The sequence below is a fragment of the Mesorhizobium sp. M0664 genome (genome assembly GCF_040320565.1).
Taxonomy (GTDB): Bacteria; Pseudomonadota; Alphaproteobacteria; order Rhizobiales; family Rhizobiaceae; genus Mesorhizobium.
Map to the genome: position 1 here is coordinate 75,361 of NZ_JAMYPW010000002.1, position 17,424 is coordinate 92,784.

19 protein-coding genes are annotated in these 17,424 nt (G+C 63.0%); 10 read left to right on the forward strand and 9 right to left on the reverse strand.

The features are described from left to right. Window positions 1–92 precede the first annotated feature (92 nt). Both NKI39_RS03105 and NKI39_RS03110 read left to right on the forward strand, forming a co-directional pair. Window positions 93–941 (forward strand): beta-keto acid cleavage family enzyme, encoded by an 849-nt coding sequence (locus tag NKI39_RS03105; RefSeq protein WP_352470561.1) that lies wholly within the window; start codon window positions 93–95, stop codon window positions 939–941. A 167-nt stretch (window positions 942–1,108) separates the two neighbouring features. Next, window positions 1,109–1,501, forward strand: a complete 393-nt coding sequence (locus tag NKI39_RS03110; protein WP_352452141.1) for a GFA family protein — start codon at window positions 1,109–1,111, stop codon at window positions 1,499–1,501. 379 nt (window positions 1,502–1,880) lie between these two features. Here NKI39_RS03110 and NKI39_RS03115 read toward each other — a convergent pair whose 3' ends face one another. Together NKI39_RS03115 and NKI39_RS03120 are read right to left on the reverse strand one after the other, a co-directional pair. Beyond that, the gene (locus NKI39_RS03115) at window positions 1,881–2,246 is read right to left on the reverse strand and encodes a DoxX family protein (RefSeq protein WP_352470562.1); all 366 of its coding nucleotides are present in this window, start codon (window positions 2,244–2,246) and stop codon (window positions 1,881–1,883) included. Further along, window positions 2,243–2,608: a VOC family protein gene (locus NKI39_RS03120; protein WP_352470699.1), complete on the reverse strand. Its 366-nt coding sequence runs from the start codon at window positions 2,606–2,608 to the stop codon at window positions 2,243–2,245. The genes NKI39_RS03115 and NKI39_RS03120 overlap by 4 nt, the downstream gene beginning before the upstream one ends. A 383-nt stretch (window positions 2,609–2,991) precedes the next feature. Between NKI39_RS03120 and NKI39_RS03125 the strand changes: the two genes are divergently transcribed. Beyond that, window positions 2,992–3,663, forward strand: a complete 672-nt coding sequence (locus NKI39_RS03125; RefSeq protein ID WP_352470563.1) for a helix-turn-helix domain-containing protein — start codon at window positions 2,992–2,994, stop codon at window positions 3,661–3,663. Between the two features lie 92 nt (window positions 3,664–3,755). After that, the gene (locus NKI39_RS03130; protein ID WP_352470564.1) at window positions 3,756–4,187 is read left to right on the forward strand and encodes a VOC family protein; all 432 of its coding nucleotides are present in this window, start codon (window positions 3,756–3,758) and stop codon (window positions 4,185–4,187) included. Between the two features lie 145 nt (window positions 4,188–4,332). Here the strand turns inward: NKI39_RS03130 and NKI39_RS03135 are convergent, their stop codons facing one another. Genes NKI39_RS03135 through ehuB form a run of 5 tightly spaced genes read right to left on the reverse strand, consistent with a single transcriptional unit; the run spans window position 4,333 to window position 8,145 of the window. Continuing rightward, on the reverse strand, window positions 4,333–5,064 hold the full coding sequence (locus NKI39_RS03135; protein WP_352830642.1) for a GntR family transcriptional regulator: 732 nt from the start codon (window positions 5,062–5,064) through the stop codon (window positions 4,333–4,335). Continuing rightward, window positions 5,061–5,840 carry an ectoine/hydroxyectoine ABC transporter ATP-binding protein EhuA gene (gene ehuA, locus NKI39_RS03140; RefSeq protein WP_023717024.1) on the reverse strand — a complete coding sequence of 260 codons (780 nt, stop codon included), beginning with the start codon at window positions 5,838–5,840 and terminating at the stop codon, window positions 5,061–5,063. The genes NKI39_RS03135 and ehuA overlap by 4 nt, the downstream gene beginning before the upstream one ends. Continuing rightward, window positions 5,837–6,496: an ectoine/hydroxyectoine ABC transporter permease subunit EhuD gene (ehuD, locus tag NKI39_RS03145; RefSeq protein ID WP_023674259.1), complete on the reverse strand. Its 660-nt coding sequence runs from the start codon at window positions 6,494–6,496 to the stop codon at window positions 5,837–5,839. The genes ehuA and ehuD overlap by 4 nt, the downstream gene beginning before the upstream one ends. Further along, window positions 6,493–7,221: an ectoine/hydroxyectoine ABC transporter permease subunit EhuC gene (gene ehuC, locus NKI39_RS03150; RefSeq protein WP_352830644.1), complete on the reverse strand. Its 729-nt coding sequence runs from the start codon at window positions 7,219–7,221 to the stop codon at window positions 6,493–6,495. Before ehuC ends, ehuD begins: the two co-directional genes overlap by 4 nt. A 54-nt stretch (window positions 7,222–7,275) precedes the next feature. Beyond that, the gene (ehuB, locus tag NKI39_RS03155) at window positions 7,276–8,145 is read right to left on the reverse strand and encodes an ectoine/hydroxyectoine ABC transporter substrate-binding protein EhuB (RefSeq protein WP_352470567.1); all 870 of its coding nucleotides are present in this window, start codon (window positions 8,143–8,145) and stop codon (window positions 7,276–7,278) included. A 242-nt stretch (window positions 8,146–8,387) separates the two neighbouring features. On the opposite strand from ehuB, the gene NKI39_RS03160 reads away from it, so the two are divergent. From NKI39_RS03160 to NKI39_RS03185, 6 genes are all read left to right on the forward strand, one after another. Continuing rightward, entirely contained in the window at window positions 8,388–9,578 is a 1,191-nt protein-coding gene (locus NKI39_RS03160; protein ID WP_352470568.1) for a M24 family metallopeptidase, read from the forward strand. A gap of 74 nt (window positions 9,579–9,652) precedes the next feature. Next, a complete protein-coding gene (locus NKI39_RS03165; protein WP_352830646.1) occupies window positions 9,653–10,801 on the forward strand; it encodes a M24 family metallopeptidase in 1,149 nt (382 codons plus the stop codon). A 10-nt stretch (window positions 10,802–10,811) separates the two neighbouring features. Continuing rightward, a complete protein-coding gene (locus NKI39_RS03170; RefSeq protein ID WP_352830648.1) occupies window positions 10,812–12,068 on the forward strand; it encodes a sarcosine oxidase subunit beta family protein in 1,257 nt (418 codons plus the stop codon). 13 nt (window positions 12,069–12,081) lie between these two features. Further along, window positions 12,082–12,363 carry a sarcosine oxidase subunit delta gene (locus tag NKI39_RS03175; RefSeq protein WP_352470571.1) on the forward strand — a complete coding sequence of 94 codons (282 nt, stop codon included), beginning with the start codon at window positions 12,082–12,084 and terminating at the stop codon, window positions 12,361–12,363. Beyond that, window positions 12,360–15,314, forward strand: coding sequence for a sarcosine oxidase subunit alpha family protein (locus tag NKI39_RS03180; protein ID WP_352830650.1), 2,955 nt, complete (start codon window positions 12,360–12,362; stop codon window positions 15,312–15,314). Before NKI39_RS03175 ends, NKI39_RS03180 begins: the two co-directional genes overlap by 4 nt. Further along, window positions 15,307–15,810, forward strand: coding sequence for a sarcosine oxidase subunit gamma family protein (locus NKI39_RS03185; protein WP_352502564.1), 504 nt, complete (start codon window positions 15,307–15,309; stop codon window positions 15,808–15,810). Before NKI39_RS03180 ends, NKI39_RS03185 begins: the two co-directional genes overlap by 8 nt. 65 nt (window positions 15,811–15,875) lie before the next feature. On the opposite strand, the gene NKI39_RS03190 is transcribed toward NKI39_RS03185, so the two are convergent. Then, a complete protein-coding gene (locus NKI39_RS03190) occupies window positions 15,876–16,340 on the reverse strand; it encodes a cupin domain-containing protein (protein WP_352470574.1) in 465 nt (154 codons plus the stop codon). A 203-nt stretch (window positions 16,341–16,543) separates the two neighbouring features. After that, on the reverse strand, window positions 16,544–17,419 hold the full coding sequence (locus tag NKI39_RS03195; protein WP_352830652.1) for an aldose 1-epimerase: 876 nt from the start codon (window positions 17,417–17,419) through the stop codon (window positions 16,544–16,546). Window positions 17,420–17,424: the final 5 nt, after the last annotated feature.

Below are 17,424 nucleotides of genomic sequence, written 5' to 3' on the forward strand. Positions count from 1 at the left end.
ATTGCTAGCTCGCCAGCCCAGCGATTGCAACGTCTGTTTCAGTGTGATCAAAGATTGATTCATATGAATCTTGTCGCTCACAGAACGTCCCCATGAAGCCGGCCACTGGTCTCGACCGCATCGCCATAGCCGTCGCCCCGAATGGGGGACGTCGCAGCAAGGCCGACCATCCGGCGATTCCACTGACACCAGCCGAACTTGCGAGGACGGCCGCGGAATGCGCCGATGCCGGTGCGGCTATGATCCACGTCCATGTCCGCGACAGAAGCGGCAATCATCTGCTCGACCCCGACGCCTACCGCCAGACGATCGCCGCCATCCGCGGTGCTGCCGGCGACCGCTTGATAATTCAGATCACCTCCGAAGCGCTCGGTATCTATTCGCCGGCCCAACAGATGGCCGTCGTACAAGATGTGAAGCCGCAAGCTGTCTCGCTGGCGCTTCGCGAAATCGTTCCTGATGCCGGATCGGAACTCGCCTGTGTGCGCTTCATGGCCTGGCTGCACACCGAGGGGGTTGCGCCGCAGATCATCCTCTATTCGCCCGAGGAGGCCGTCAGGCTTTCGGACATGCAGCAGCGCGGACTGATCCCCTGGGCAAGCATACCGGTTCTCTACGTGCTGGGCCGATACACGCCGGGACAGGCGTCCGTTCCTGCCGATCTCCTGCCATTCCTCGCGGCGAACATGCCGCGCTTCGACCATTGGAGCGTCTGCGCCTTCGGCCGCAACGAAGCGGCGTGCGTGACCGCCGCCGCGTTGCTTGGCGGCCATGTCCGGGTCGGCTTCGAAAACAATCTTTTCCTTCCGGACGGCAGCATAGCCTCGTCCAACGCCGAACTGGTAGCGACCGTCGCACGCATACTCGCCGACTGCGGCGTCAAGATCGCCTCGGCCGCCGAGTTGGCGGCTCAATGGAACGCGCCGTTTCGTTCCATATGACAAACCAAAGCCTATTTTCGGCGGCAAGCTCGCGCAAGACATAGAGAGGCGGCTGCAATGTCATCGCCACGGAAGAACGACGTGTCCCCGCCCGCGGCGCGGCGATTGCAACAACAGTGCCGGTCGTTGTAACCATTCCGGCCGCTTGATATTGGAGGAGACGCAGCATGGACCGATTCACCGGCGGTTGCCTGTGCGGCAACGTCCGAATTGTCGCGTCAGGGCGCCCATACCGGGTCGGCCTTTGTCACTGTCTCGACTGCCGCAAGCATCATGGCGCCCTTTTTCACGCTTCCGCGATTTTTCCTGAGGATGCGGTGACGATCGACGGCGAAACACGCGACTACGCCGGGCGGTTTTTCTGTCCCCGCTGCGGCTCCTCCGTTTTCGGACGCACCGCAGACGAAATCGAAGTAAACCTGGGGTCCCTGGATGCGCCTGACCAGCTGATGCCAACCTACGAAAGCTGGATCATCCGACGCGAGTCCTGGTTGCCGCCGTTTCCGCTCACCAGACGGTACGAGCGCGATCGTGACGCCACGGGTCGCTTTGAGGAATAGGTCGCAGGAACGGTGCCGAGGAGGCAACGACATCAGAACATGGATTTTCACAGGCCGCCTGCTCACGCCGCTAAAATGTGAACTTGCATGCTTACAAGGTGCGCTGCCTTCATCCACATTGCCCCATGGGCATTCGTGAGCGCCTAAGGCGACCCGTGACAGCCAAGGCGCCGGACCTTAGAGGAGGATCGCAGGGGATGGGATTCATCGTCGCGATCCTGACGCAGGCTTTGTACAGAGCGCCGCGTTCAAAGCTGGCCGTTTAGGAGGTCACGCCGGAAGATCGGCCTTGCGGAAGCCATCAACGAAATGCCCAAGCAGCGCAGCGTCGTGGAATGGCTCTGTCGTGGTCCAGTGGCCCGCCGCCTCGAAACGATGATCACAGGCTAGTGGTCGCGGCGACAATCAACCCGCCCAAGACGGCGACATTGATGGTGAAGCCGGTACGAAGCGCTTCGCGTTCATCGCCGCTGTAGCGCCAGAAGTTGAGCGCCATGAACGACGCCGCAATGGTGAATACGGCCAAGGTCGCGGCGGGAAAGGGTCCACCAAGGCCCGCTGCTAGGCAAAAGCCGCCTGCGATCTCCAGCACCGATCCGGCCGCGAGAAGAGGCCTGGGAGCAGGAAAGCCCCGCTCGGCCAGGGACGCTGTAACTGCCCGGAACCTGAGGAAATGCTCGGCGCCCGCCCAGATAAAGACGCCGCCGAGCAAAACCAATCCAAGGTGGTGGAGGAACGCGATCATTCCTTGCTGCCGTCCTCGGTGTAAACCGCTAGCTCGTAACCATCCGGATCCGCGAAATGAAAGCGCCGGCCGCCGGGGAACCCATAAATCGGCCTGACGATCGTGCCTCCCGCTTCCTCGACCCGCTTGACCGTTGCCGGCAAATCATCGGCATAGAGAATGACGAGCGGGCCTCCTCCGGACCTCGCTGGGCCAGCGGCGAAGCCACCTGACAAGCGCCCGTCGTTGAACTCGCAATATTGCGTGCCGTAGTCAGTGAAGGTCCAGCCGAAGGCCTTTCCGTAGAAGTCGCGTGACCGCTGAATGTCTTTCACGTTGAATTCGACGTAGTCGATCCGTTGATCGTTGTTGTTGCTCATGATGCATACCTCTCGTGTGATGTACGACGGCGAAAGATAAGCACGCATCTCGCCTGCCGGATTGAACAAAACGGCCATCGACGTATGGCTTCACACGGCGCCGCCGAGGCGATGCATCTGACATGATTATTCACCTGCCCTCTTCCTTCCGGCCGGAAGAAACAACCGATTCTTGCAACCGTTTTCGATTGGCAGACGTTGTCGGTCGTGCAGATTGTTGTCTCGAGCGACGGCGGGCGCAGCCACTGCGTCGTAGGTTCACCGCCGGTAATCCGAAGAGGAGCGAGATGAGCGATCCCGTCCCAGCGCAGGCAACGGGTTCATTTCAGCAACGTCCAGCGTCGGCGCGGCTTCACGGGAGCTTTGCTTCGGTGTGGGCGCATCGAATGGACCCGGCGGGCGCACCGCCAATCGTCGTCATGCCCGATGCAACGATCGACCTGCAATGGATCGGAGGCAGCTTCCGAATTGCCGGCCCCGACAAGGAGCCGCAGACCGAGGTCCTGGCGGCAGGCGAGATCGTGATCGGCTTGCGCTTTCATCCTGCCACGGCGGCGGCATGGCTCGGCGTGCCACAAATCGAGCTTGTCGGCCAGAGGCTGTTGCTCGACGATTTATGGGGCGCGCGAGCCCGGCGCCTCGCCAGCCGCGTGCGCGCAGGCGACAATCTCGAAGATCTGGCCTGTTCGCTCGAACAGGTCGTCGCCGAGGAGGCGGCCTCCCGCGCGCCAGACGTTCCCATGCAGGCGGCATATCGCCTGATCGAGCGCGGGCCGCCACCCGACGCGCCGCTCGTCCCTTGGTTGATGCGCGCACTCGAGATGAGCGAAAGGACGTTGCGCCGGCGCTTCGACGAGAGCTTCGGCTATGGCCCCAAGACGCTTGACCGTATCCTCCGCTACCAGCGCTTTCTGCGGCTTTCGAGCCAATCAAACAGCGCCACGGCCATCCTGGCAGCCGAGGCGGGCTATTCCGATCAGGCGCATCTTGTCCGCGAGAGCCGACGCCTGACGGGAAGCACCCCGCGACAGATTCATCACCTGCTGCAGAACGGGTGAAACCACGTCGCGCTCTTCATTGGCCGTTTTGTTCAATTCGTCACTGTCGCCCGACTTTATCCTGGTGTCTCCGACAACCAGAGGAGATCGCCATGAAACCGCGCATTTCGGTTTTGACTATCGCTGTCGCCAACCTCGAGAGTTCTCTGGCGTTCTACCGCGACGGTCTCGGCTTGCCGACGGAAGGGATCATTGGCCGCGAGTTCGAGCATGGCGCCGTCGCGTTCTTCACGCTGTCCGGCGGGTTGAAGCTCGCGATCTGGGCGCAGGACGACCTCGCCTACGACACTGGCCTGCCCAAGGCGCCGATCAGCTCGACCTCGTTCACAGTCGGACACAACGTTGTGCGCCGCGAAGAAGTCGATCAAGTGATGGATGAGGCCGCTCGCGCCGGAGCCGAGATCATCAAGCCTGCCCGGGACACGTTCTTTGGCGGATATGCCGGATACTTCCGCGATCCGAACGGACACCTGTGGGAGGTCGTCTGGAACCCCGCCAACATACCGAATGAGGACGCTCTCTGAGGGCAGGTATGGCCCTGTAGGATCGGGCCGTTCCGGTCATTCCCGGTGCTGGCAAATTCTATCGGCATCGGGGCGGGCGGCCTGCTTTCCCTGGCAAACGAAGCCAGTTCGACGGCAGTCCACCAGCATAATCTTACGGGGCTGATTATGTAGCTCTATCCAGATTCGCCACGCCTGCATGGCGCATCATGCGGCGGAAGCTCATTGAGATATGCGCCCGCCTTATGTGCCCGATGGACTCCCAGTCGCCGATTTCGGCCGCGGCAAGGACCTCTTCCATTTCGCGGCGGAATGCGGTGAATTCCTCGACGAGGCCCAATTGCGGCATCAGCTTCAGGACGACGCGCGCGACCTGAAAATACAGGCGCTCGCTGATCTCGCGCAGTGGCTGGTTGCCGGTCATCGCCGTGAGCTCGTAGAAAAAATCCATGTTGAGGCGCAGGAAAGCGCGCTGGTCGGGATTGAGTATATCGGCATCGCAGCGCGCGATGAGCGCCCGTATCCGGTCAAGATCGTCCGCCGTGCGCGGAATCGGCGAAAGCTTGCCGACGAGGAGCGCCAGCTCCAGGCGCAAATGATAGACCTGCTGCAATTCCTCGATGTCGACGTCGGTGACGATCGTGCCGACGCCGTGGACGGATTGAACCAGACCCTCGGATTCAAGGCGCGCCAGCACGCGCCGGACCGGCGTGCGGCTGATCTGGAATTCCTGGGCAAGTTCTTCCTCGGACAGGTGGCTTCCCGGCGCATAATCGAGCAGGCAGATGCGGTCGCGCAATATCCGGTAGATGCGCTCGAACCGCTCCCGCGCGGAGAGCGGGCGCGGCGGCGCGGCGGTCACCGTCGTGGGCGGCTTGGCCTCTGTCTCGATCGTCACCCAGCCTCCAGGACAGCATGCAGGAATTGCCGTGTCCGCTCGTTCTTGGGAGCACCAAACAGTTCGCTTGGCGGCCCCTGCTCGCAGATCTTGCCTTGATAGAAGAAACAAACGCGGTCGGAAAACTCCTTGGCGAAGCCCATCTGATGGGTGACCATCAGCATGGTGAGATCATGCTCGCGCCCGATTTGCCTTATCACCTGCAGCACTTCGCCGACAAGCTCCGGGTCGAGCGCCGACGTCACCTCGTCGAACAGCATGATCTTGGGCCGCATTGCCAGCGCCCTGGCGATGGCGACGCGCTGCTGCTGGCCGCCAGAAAGCTGTGACGGATAGTGGTCCTTCTTCTGGGCCAGACCGACCAGCTCCAGCAGTTCGGCCGCTCTTGCCTCGGCGTCCGCCCGCTTCATTCCGAGCACCGTTATCGGCGCCTCGATGCAGTTCTGCATCGCTGTCATATGCGGAAACAGGTTGAACGACTGGAACACCATGCCGATCTTGGCGCGGATCTTGCGGATGTGGGCGAGATCGGCGGGAACAAGCTTGCCGTTCCTCTCCATATGGGTCAGCGGCTCGCCTTCGACCCAGATGACGCCGTCATTGATCGTCTCCAGCGTCATCAGCATGCGCAGCACCGTCGTCTTGCCCGAACCCGACGGACCGATGACGGAGACTTTTTCGCCGCGCGCTATTTCGAGATTGAGCCCGTCGAGAACGGTTAACGTGCCGTAGCGTTTCGATACATTGTCGAAGCGGACCATCGGTTGTTCAGTCATCGGGTGGTCCTCCGGTTGAGCAGCCCTTCGAGGGAGCGGATGAGCGCCGCCGAAACCAGGCTCATGGCAAGGAAAAACAGGCCGACCAGCGTGATCGGCTCGGTGTAGCGGAACGTTTCGGAGCCGATGATCTTGGCGGTCTGCATCAGTTCCATCACGGCGATTGCGGAAAGCAACGGCGTTTCCTTGAACAAGGCCACCAGATAATTGCCGAGCGCCGGAACGATCGGCGGGATCGCCTGCGGAATGATGATGTCGCGGAACGTCGTCCAGGACGAGAGATTGAGCGCGATCGAAGCTTCCCACTGGCCGCGATGGATGTTGTCGAAACCGGCGCGATAGACCTCGGAGCAATAGGCGGCGTAGTGGATGCCGATGGCCAGCACCCCGGCGGTGAAAGCGTCGAGCACGACACCGAATTTCGGAAAGACGAAATAGAGAAAGAATATCTGGATGAGCAGCGGGGTCGAGCGGATCAGCTCGACCAGCACCGAAATCGTCCAGCTGGTCCATGGCACGGCGATGCGGACAACGGCCAGCACTAGGCCGAGCGAGGCGGCAAGCGCAAAGCCGATCAGCGTCGCTTCGATGGAAATGACGGCGGCGCGGGCAAGCACCGGCAGGATTTCCAGGGCAAATCCCCAATCCCAGATCATGCCGCCTTCCCCCGCGCCAGTCCGAGCGACGCTCGCCTTTCAAGAAGCCGCATGCCGATGGTCACAACCAGCGACATTGCCAGGTACATCAAAAGAACGAGGGTGAAGATCGGAATGGTCTTGAACGTGTTCTGGTTCATTTGCTGCGCCTTGAAGGCGAGATCCGAAAGCGTGATCAGCGAGACCAGCGCCGTCGATTTCAGAAGCTCGATGAACAGATTGCCCCAGGGCGGGATCATCGCGACAAAGGCCTGCGGCAGGATGATCCGGCGCAGCATCTGCGGGCGGCTCATGTTCAATGCAGTACACGCTTCCCACTGGCCGCGGGCGACGGACTGGATCGCGCCGCGCACGCACTCCGATCCGTAAGCGCCGACATTGAGGCCGAGCGCCAGCACTGCCACCACGAACGCGTTGATCGTGACGCCGAATTGCGGGAGCACGAAAAACAGCCAGAACAATTGCACCAGTGCCGACGTTCCGCGGAAGATCTCGACGTAAACCGTGGCCAGCCATCTGAGCGGCGTCGGGCCATACATCCTTGCAAGTGCTGAAAGCACGCCCATGATAATTGCCAGCAGGCTGCCGAGGACGGCGATCTCGACCGTCAGGACCGCGCCTTGCAGCAGCCCCGGCATGAACACTCTATAGCTTTCCTGTGTTGCCAACGCGCCGATCACGACTAGCGCGATGACCAGCATGGCAATGAGCGTACGGATTCCCATGCGATTCCCCCGGGAAAAAAGGGCGGCGCTTTCGCGCCGCCAGCAGTTGGGAACCTATTTGCCAGCGCAGAGCTCTGCGGTGGTCTTGTTGGGCAGATAATCCTTGCCGAAGCCGAGTGGCTCGACCAGCGCGATATGCTCCGGCGAACCGATGAACTTCTTCAGCTCGGCGTTGAAAGCCTGCTGCAGGTCGGTGTCTTCCTTGCGGAAGCCGAAGCCGCCATGGCCTTTCACCGACTTGCCGGCGACCTCGCCGAAGGGCTTGGTCGATTCGACACCGTCGGCCTTCTTGGCCATGTCGGCGATCGAAAGGGCGGTAAGCGCGGCAGCATCGGCGCGGCCCGACTGGACGGCGGCGACCAGGCTGGACTGGTCGGGCAAGGAGACGATCTGCCCATCGGCAACGCCCGCTTCCTTGGCGAAGCCGCCTTCGACGGCGCCGGCCATCACGGCAAGCTTGAGATCCGGATTATCCTTGATGCTGGAAAAATCCTTGATGCCTTTCGGATTGCCTTTTGCCACCAGCATAGCCTCGCCGATGCCGTAGGACGGCTCGGAGTAGTTGATCTCGGCGCAGCGCTTCGGGGTGATGAACATGCCGGCGGCGATGATATCGAAGCGGCCGGCCTTGAGACCTGGAATGAGCGAGCCGAATTCGGTCAAAACACCGTCGACCTGCGGTATGCCCATCTTGGCGAGCACCGCCTTGGCGACTTCCGGCGCCTCGCCGGTCAGCTTGCCGTCTGGCGTGGCGTAACCGAACGGCGCCTCGTTGGCGAAACCGACGCGGATGTAGCCGTCCTTCTTGGCCCGTTCGAGGGTGGTTTCCGCGTGAGCGGACAGCGAGGTCAATGACGTCGCGGCGAGCGCGATGCAGGCAGCCGCTTTCACGACCATGCGGCGCGATATCGATGAATTGAACATGCTTTTCTCCCATTGGACAACTGTGGATGGTTCCCAGGGCGCGGCCTTCTTCGAGGTCGGCGCCTGCTTGATCAGACGTATACAACTGCCCTAGACATTTCGCAAGCAGAGATATAGAAACCATGGAAATTCGGCGATAATTCGTAGTTAGCCAACAAATTGACGTCGAGTTGTGCACAATTTGGGCCTGCTTGCCCATATTTTATCAAAGGGCAAGCGGCGTACTGGAAGGCAGGATTTCGGTGGCGACCGCGAAGGGCTTCGGGACATTCACGCAAGCGGAGTATGGGCAGCGCCTCGCCGGCGTGAAGACACGCATGCAACAAGCCGGCTTCGATCTCATCGTCTGTCAGGATCCAGCCAACATGTGCTGGCTGACCGGCTATGACGGATGGTCGTTCTACGTTCCGCAGTGCGTGCTCGTCCATCTGGAGGAGGACCGGCCGATCTGGTTCGGCAGGGCGCAGGATGCCAAGAGCGCACGCCTGACCACCGGCCTGCCCGAGACAAACATCGTGCCGTTCTCGGAACGGCTGGTGCAGCAGCCCGTCGAACACCCTTATGACGAACTCGCCCAACTGATCCGGTCGCGCGGCTGGGGAAAGGCCCGTATCGGCGTCGAGATGGACGCGCATTATTACACTGCGCGCTGCCACGCCCACCTTGTCGAGGGGCTGCCCGACGCGCATTTCGCCAACAATCACGATCTCGTTAACTGGGCGCGGCTGGTCAAATCCGAAGCCGAGCTGGTGCTGATCCGCGAGGCGGGTGCGATCTGCACGCATGCCATGAACCGCGCCATCGGGAAAATGCGGCCCGGTGTGCCTCAGAACCATGTCATTGCGGAAATCTATCACGCGCAGATCATGGGGGTGCCCGGAGCGGGCGGCGACTATGCCGCGATCTGTCCGCTGATGCCCGTCGGCGAGGGCACCAGCACGCCGCATCTGACGTGGTCCGACGCGCCGCTGCCGGACAGCGGCCCCGCCATTCTGGAGATTGCCGGCGTGAGGCGCCGCTATCACGCGGCGCTGACGCGGACCATACATTTCGGCAAGCCGCCGCTAGCCATCCTCGACATGGCCAAGGCAATCGTCGAGGGTGTCGACGCCGGCCTCGAGAAGGCGCGCCCCGGCTACACCGCCGAACAGGTGGAAGCCGCCTGGCAGGCAGTCCTGCGACGGAACGGGCTGAAGAAGGAAAGCCGGGTCGGCTATCCGGTCGGGCTCGCATACCCGCCCGATTGGGGTGAACGCACCGCAAGCCTTCGTCCCGGCGATACTACCGAGATGCAGTCCGGGATGTGCTTCCATTTCATGGCCGGCGTCTGGCTCGACGATTTCGGCATCGCCATCTCGGAATCGTTCGTCGTCACGGAACGCGGCGGCGAACGCCTCTGCGACGTGGCGCGCGACCTCATCGTCATCGACTGACATGGCGGCCGGGAAACCGGCTGCCGAAAAGACCATGCCCGCCAGCAAGCCGGCAACAAGCACGAGGACGCCCGATGGACCGCAATCCGTTTTCCGAAGCCGAAATCGCCGGCCGCCTGGCAAAGGTCCGTACTGCACTGGCCGAGCGCGAGCTCGACGCGGCGGTCTTCGCTTCACCGGAGAACGTCTTCTATCTCACCGGGCTTGATCACTGGGGGTATTTTGCCCCTCACCTGCTGATCGTTCCACTCCAGGGAAACCCCGTCCTGGTCACCCGCTCGATGGAGAAGGTGACGATCGAGAAGCAGGTGAAGGCAGCGGAATTCCGCGGCCACTCCGACAGCGAAACGGCGGCCGACCTTGCCGCGCGGGTGCTTGCGGAGCTCGGCCTGTCGGGCAAGCGGATCGGCCTCGAATACTGGACGGCCGGCCTTAGCCATGGACTTGCCGTGGCGCTCCAGACGCAAGCCGATGCAACGTGGAGCGATGTCTCCGGTCTGATCGACGAGATGCGGCGGGTGAAGAGCGCCGAAGAACAGGCGCTGATGCGGCGTGCCGCAAAGGTGACGGACGCCGCCGCCGGTGCCGCGATCGCCGCGATCTCCGATGGCGCTTCCGAACAGGAGGTCGCCGCCCAATGTGTTTCGGCAATGATCCGCGCCGGCGGTCATGCGCCGGGCTTCGGACCGTTCATCCGCCCGGCCGCGCGCCTGGGTGAAGAGCACACGACCTGGGGCGACGGAATCTACCGCAAGGGCGAGCCGGTCTTTGTCGAACTGTCCGGGTGCATCTCGCGCTACCATGCCCCGCTCGGCCGGCTCGTTCGCATCGGCCACATCAGCGATGAAGACGCCGCAATGGCGGAGGTGACCGCCAAGGCCTTCAACGCGGTCGTCGAGGCGCTGCGGCCGGGCGCCAAGGCGCGTGATGTTTACGCCGCCTGGCAGGCCGTCGCCGACGAGGCCGGCCTTTCCCACTATCGCCGCCATCACTGCGGCTACCTTGTCGGCGCCGGCCAGCCGCCGTCATGGACCGGCGGCAATTCGGTGACCGGCTTGCGACACGATTCCGACCTCGAGATCGAAACGGGGATGAGCTTCCACATCCTGTCATGGCTGATGGGAACGGGTCACGGCAATGACTTCGTCTCCAACACGGTGCTTTTGACCGACGCGGGCGCCGAAGTGCTCACCCGCACGCCGGCCGGCCCGATCGTTCGATAGGCCCGCACGCATGGCGCGCTACTCGGCACTCTCGATTTTCCGCAACGCGCTCGCCGGCCAGAAGAATTGGCAGCGCGCCTGGCGTGCGGCGGAGTCAAAACCGTCCTATGATGTGATCGTCATCGGCGGCGGCGGACACGGCCTCGCCACCGCCTTTTACCTCGCCGAGAACCACGGCATCCGTAACGTCGCCGTACTCGAAAAGGGCTATGTCGGCGGCGGCAATGTCGGCCGCAACACCACCGTCATCCGCTCCAACTACCTGCTCGACGGCAACACCCAGTTCTACGAATTCTCGATGAAGCTCTGGGAGGGCATGTCGCGCGCGCTGAACTTCAACGTCATGTTCTCGCAGCGCGGCCAGCTCGTCACGGCGCATTCGGCCGATCAGCTCGACGGCTTCAGCCACCGCGCCAATGTCATGCGGCTGAATGGCATTGATGCCGATATCCTCGACCGCGACGAGGTGCGCCGTCTCGTGCCCTATCTCGATTTTTCCGACACCGCCCGCTTTCCGATCCATGGTGCCATCTTCCAGGGCCGGGCGGGCACGGCGCGCCACGACGCCGTCGCCTGGGGCTATGCGCGCGCCGCCGACAGCCATGGCGTCGACATAATCCAGAACTGCGAAGTGACAGGCTTCCTCCGCGACCGCGACAGTATCGTCGGCGTCGAAACGACGAAAGGCCGGATCGGCGCCGGCAAGGTCGGCCTCGCTGTTGCCGGTCATACATCCGTGCTCGGTGCCAAGGCCGGCCTTGACCTGCCGATCGAAAGCCACGTCCTGCAAGCCTTTGTCACCGAGCCGCTGAAGCCGCTGGTAGATCACGTCGTCGCTTACGGCGCCGACCATTTCTACGTCAGCCAGTCCGACAAGGGCGGACTGGTCTTCGGCGGCAATCTCGACGGCTACAATTCATACGCCCAGCGCGGCAATCTCGGCGTCGTGCGCGAGGTGGCGGAGGCGGCGATTGCTTTGATGCCGTGCATTTCGCGCGTCCGTCTGCTGCGCCACTGGGGCGGCGTCATGGACATGACTCCCGATGCCAGCCCGATCATCTGCCCGACGCCGATCGACGGCCTCTATCTCAATGGCGGCTGGTGCTATGGCGGCTTCAAGGCGACGCCGGCTTCCGGCTGGTGCTTCGCCCACACGATCGCCACCGGCAAGCCGCATCCCCTGATCGCGGCCTACGGACTCGATCGTTTCCGCACCGGCCACACGCTCGATGAGGCCGGTATCGGCCCTTCCGCCTGGCTGCAATAGGAGGCGGGACAAAATGCTGCGCATCGAATGCCCCTGCTGCGGCCCGCGCGACCATGACGAGTTCCGCTATGGCGGCGATGCCTCGGTCACGCGTCCAACCCATGACGATGCCGATCCGGAGGCCTGGTACCGCTACGTCTATATCAGGACAAACCCGGCCGGCCCGCACCGTGAATTCTGGCAGCACGTGACCGGCTGCCGGCAATGGCTGGTGGTCGAACGCGACACCCGCAACCACGCGATCGCATCCGTCGACTTCGCCAGGAAATCGACTGTCAGGAAACAACCGGCATGAGTTCGAACCGCAAACGCCTGCCAGCGGGTGGCCGCATCAGTCGCGAGGTGCCGGTAGATTTCACCTTCGATGGCCGCAAGCTGATTGGGTATCGCGGCGACACGCTCGCCTCCGCGCTGCTCGCCAATGGCGTCACCCTGGTCGGTCGCAGCTTCAAATATCATCGCCCGCGCGGCATTTTTTCCGCCGGGCCCGAAGAGCCGAATGCGCTGGTTACGCTCGGGAGCGCCGGCAGGCGCGAGCCGAACCTGCCGGCGGCGACGCTGGAACTCGCCGACGGCATGGTCGTGGAGAGCCAGAACCGCTGGCCGTCGCTTGCCTTCGACGTGCAAAGCGTCAACGGCCTTTTCGCGCCGTTTCTGTCCGCCGGCTTCTACTACAAGACCTTCATGGGCCCGACGCGCCGCGCCTGGATGTTTTACGAACATTTCATCCGCAAGGCGGCCGGCCTGGGCAGAGCCGCCACCGGCCCCGATCCCGACCGCTACGAGGTTCATCATGCCTTCGCCGATGTCGCTATCGTCGGCGGCGGCCCGGCGGGATTGTCGGCGGCGCGGGCGGCCGCCGCGGCCGGCGCGCGGGTCGCGCTGATCGAGCAGGATTTCCTGCTTGGCGGCCAGCTTCTGGCGGAACCGTCCGACAGCGCAGCGGCCGCATGGCTGAGGCAGGCCGCGGCCGAGTTGGAGGGCTTCGAAACCATCACGCTGATGAAGCGGACGACGGCTTTCGGCAGCTATGACGGCAATGTCCTTGGACTGGTCGAACAGCGCGATCCGACCGATCCGAAGCCGGCCGGCGAGGCCCGGCAAACGGTCACTATGCTGCGCGCCCGCTCGATTGTTTTCGCCACCGGCGCCATCGAGCGGCCGATCGTGTTCTCGAACAATGACCGGCCCGGCGTGATGCTTGCCTCGGCCGCCCGGACCTATCTCAACCGTTTCGCCGTCCTGCCGGGCAGGAAAATCGTCGTCGCCACTAGCAATGACGGTGCCTGGCGCACCGCCTTCGACTATGCCGCAGCCGGCGCGGAGGTGACGGTTGCTGATCTGCGCGCCGTCCCGCCCGCAGCACTTGCCGCGGAAGCCGCACGGCTCGGCGTGGTGGTGCGGGCCGCAACGCGCATCGTCGACCTGCACGGCCGCCATACCGTCAGGCGCGTAACGCTCAATGGACCGGAGGGACAATCCTCGGCCGCCTGCGACCTGGTCTGCATCTCCGGCGGCTGGTCGCCAACCGTGCATCTCACCTCCCACCTCGGTGTCAAACCTGTCTATCGCGACGACATTGACGGCTTCGTGCCGGGCGTCTTTTCAGCCAGCCAGTTCGGCGCCGGCGCAATGATAGGAGCTTATGCGACCGCCGCTGCCGTCGAGCACGGCCATCGGGCCGGCATCGAAGCGGCAGCCTCCTGCGGCAAGTCGGCGCCGGTGCCCGCTCCATCGAAACTCGATCTCGATGAGACCGCCTCGACCGTGCTTCGCGAAGCCCTGCCCGCTGGACGCGGAAAGGCCTTCGTCGATTTCCAGATGGACGTGACGACCGGGGATATCGAGCTCGCCCATCGTGAGGGCTATGAATCGGTCGAGCATCTGAAGCGCTACACCACGCTCGGCATGGGCACCGATCAGGGCAAGACCAGCAATTTTCCCGCACTTGCCGCCATGGCAGCGCTGCGCGGCGCAACGATTCCCGAGACCGGCACCACGACCTTCCGCCCGCCCTATACGCCGGTGGCGATCGGCGCGCTTGCCGGACGCGCCGTCGGCCATCATTTCAAGCCGATCCGCCGCACGCCGATGCACGACCGGCACATGGCGAACGGCGCCGAGATGCTCGAGGTCGGGCTCTGGATGCGGCCCTATTTCTACCGGCAGTCGGGCCGCGACGTGAACGAGGCCTATGTTGCCGAAATGCGTACCGTGCGTCAGGCCGCGGGGCTGATGGACATCTCCACGCTCGGCAAGATCGATGTCCAGGGCCCGGATGCGGCAATCTTCCTCGACCGCGTCTATGCCAACGGATTTGCCAGGCTGCCGGTCGGCCGCGCCCGCTACGGCGTCATGCTGCGCGACGACGGCATCGTCTTCGACGACGGCACCACGACGCGGCTGGCGGAAAACCGGTTCTTCATGACCACGTCGACCGCCAAGGCCGCCGATGTGCTGTCGCGTCTCGAATTCCTGCTCGACACGGCCTGGCCGGATTTGCGTGTGGCCGTTACCTCGGTCAGCGATGAATGGGCGGCGATGTCGGTTGCCGGGCCTAACAGCCGCGCAATCCTCGGTGCTGCTTTTCCTGGTCTCGACGTTTCCGACGCGGCGCTTCCGCATATGGGGCTACTCGAAAGCGAGTGGCAGGGCCGTGGGCTCCGCATCCTGCGCCTCAGTTATTCCGGCGAGCGCGCTTACGAAGTCTATGTCGGCGCCACTGCCGGTGAACAGCTCTGGAGCCTCTTGCTCGAAGCCGGCAGACCCTTCGACCTGAAGCCTTACGGTGTCGAGGCGCTCGGCGCGCTGCGGGTCGAAAAGGGCCATGTCGCCGGACCGGAGATCGATGGGCGCACGACGCTCGACGATCTCGGCCTCGGCCGCATGGCCGGCAAGCGCAGCGGCTTCGTCGGCGATGTACTGCGCCGCCGCCAGGCCTATCAGGCGCCTGAGCGCCAGCGGCTGGTCGGACTGGAATGCGCCGAAGACGGCAAGCGCCTCCGCGGCGGGGCGATCCTGTTCCTGCCCGACGACAAGATCGAGGGCCATGGCCGCGGCCGGGTGACCTCGATCACCTTTAGCCCAGAACTCGACCGCTATGTCGGATTGGCCCTGCTTGCCGGTGATGTCGCGGCAGAAGGAAGCGAGGTCGTGGCGGTCTATCCGATGAAGGCCGAAACGGTTCGCGCCCGCGTTGTCTGGCCGGTATTCATTGATCCGCAGGGAGAACGGCTGCATGGCTAGCTTGACCTCTTCTCGGGATTTCAGTCTGTCCGTGGCGGATTGTCCGCTTATCCAGATCGAGGGCTGGGACGCGACACTGAGACAATTCGAAAAGAGCGTCTCGGCGTCGCTCAACACGAAACTTCCCGCTTCGGTGGGAGAGACGGTTCGCCACAAGGGCCTTTTGACCATCCGCGTTGCACCTCGCCGCCTTTGGCTGGCTCTCGACGAAGGCACAGAAGCGCCAGCCCTTGTCGTCGACCCCGATCTCGGCTGTTCCGTGCCCCTCGGGGAAGGTCGTGTTCGTTTGAAAATGGCCGGCCCTGGTATCGCAAGGCTTCTGTCCGGCTGCATTGCCGTCGACTGGCACGCGCCGACCGCCGCTCCGGGCCGCGCCGTGCAAACATCCTTCCATCACGTGCCCGTGCTCTTCCTGCGCACCGGCGAGACCGCGTGCGAACTCATCGTGCCGCGAAGTTTTGCGCGAAGCCTCTCGGATTGGATTGCCGACGGCTAGCCAATACCGGTTCTTCGGGCAAGGGCCGGCTTTAGCGGCGATCCAAGCCGCCAGCACGAAGCCATCTACTCTCTTGCCGGCCAGTCCTGCAGGAGCGTAATCCCAAACTTCGGCGCGGCTACTTTGAGCCGCTCGATATCGGCAGGCGTCGGCGGCCCGACCACCTCTCCCTTGCTGCGTTCATGGCCACCTTCGGCGAGAAACTGCTCGAACACACTTGGCGTGTCTATCAGGATATAGCGAACGAGCTGGTTGCCGGGATTCATAAGCTGGTGCGGGATGCCCCGCTTCAAAAACATGCTCTCGCCGGGCGAGAGCGTTCGGACCACACCGTCCACAATTGCGGTCAAGTGCCCTTCGATGACGTAGACCGTCTCGTCGTCATTCGCATGAACATGGATTGGCGTTTTGGTGTGCCCGTCGCTTCTGTTTTCGAACAGACTCAACAAGCCTCCCGTCTGTTCGCCGGAGACCAGTCGCTTCATGACGATGCCCGCGAGCACGAATTCTTTTGGTTCAACATCCGTCATTGATCCAATCCTGCCAGGCACATTTGGTGGGCCGTCAAGCAGACGAGCTGCGCAGCGACATCCGGCAAACGTCGAACTGGCTCGCGGGTTCCCGGTCGCCGGAGTTCCCTCTTCCCAAGCTCCGTTCGGACGAAAAGCCGGCTTCGTTGTCACCGGACATGCTGGCCGACATCCGCTAATTCGAGGGCGCCGCAGAGGTCCGCCTAACTGACGGCAAAGCTGCAGCGGGCCGCCAGGCTCTCGCCGGGCCCAAGCACCGATAGTCCATTCCATTTGTCGATCGAACCCCGATTATGAGCATCGACAACATGACTGACCGGTTCAAAACAGAAGAAGTCGCTCTCGTCCGATGGCGAATAGACCAGGTAGAAATTCAAGGGCGATGAAGCTTCAATCCGCAGGCTGCAACTGTGCTCTGGCCAAGATATGGAGGCGACACCATCCCAGCCAGCGAACACATTGTTTATCCATCCGCTCGGCAAGGCGGCCGGGGCGCCGAAATCCCAGTCAGGATGGGTTTTGACATCCACATATCGTTCAGGGAGATGGTTGAGCCGTTCGAGGCAAACCTGTGATGCCGCGGCGTGAAGCGTGGTCAACGCTGTTCTCGGGAACCATGGATGGATGCCAAGCCCGAACGGCAATCTGATCGAGGCCCGATTGACGATGCGAAGTTTCAGCTCGAGCCCCTGTCCGGCCAGCGCGTAGCTCACCTCGGCGCGATATCGGTATGGGCCGGGCCCGTTGCTGATGAGCGACAGCTTTGCGTTGTCCTGCGTTACGCTGTCGACGTCCCACTCGCTCGAAAATCCATTGCCGTGAATGGGAAAGGGCTCGCGTGCAACATTGGCAGGCAGTTCGTGGAATTTGCAGTCGAATGTGAACCCGCCGCCCGAGATGCGATTTGACCATGGCAAAAGCAGGTTGCAGGCAAGGTCGAACGGGTTGCTGCTCCCGCCGTTCGGCCAAGGCCTGAAGAGCGGCACGCGTCCATGGTCCAGTCTCGCAAGACCTGCCCCAAGCGATGGGACGATTTCAGCAGACAGGTCTCCGCTTCTGATCTTGATCGTCCCGACCATCCGCT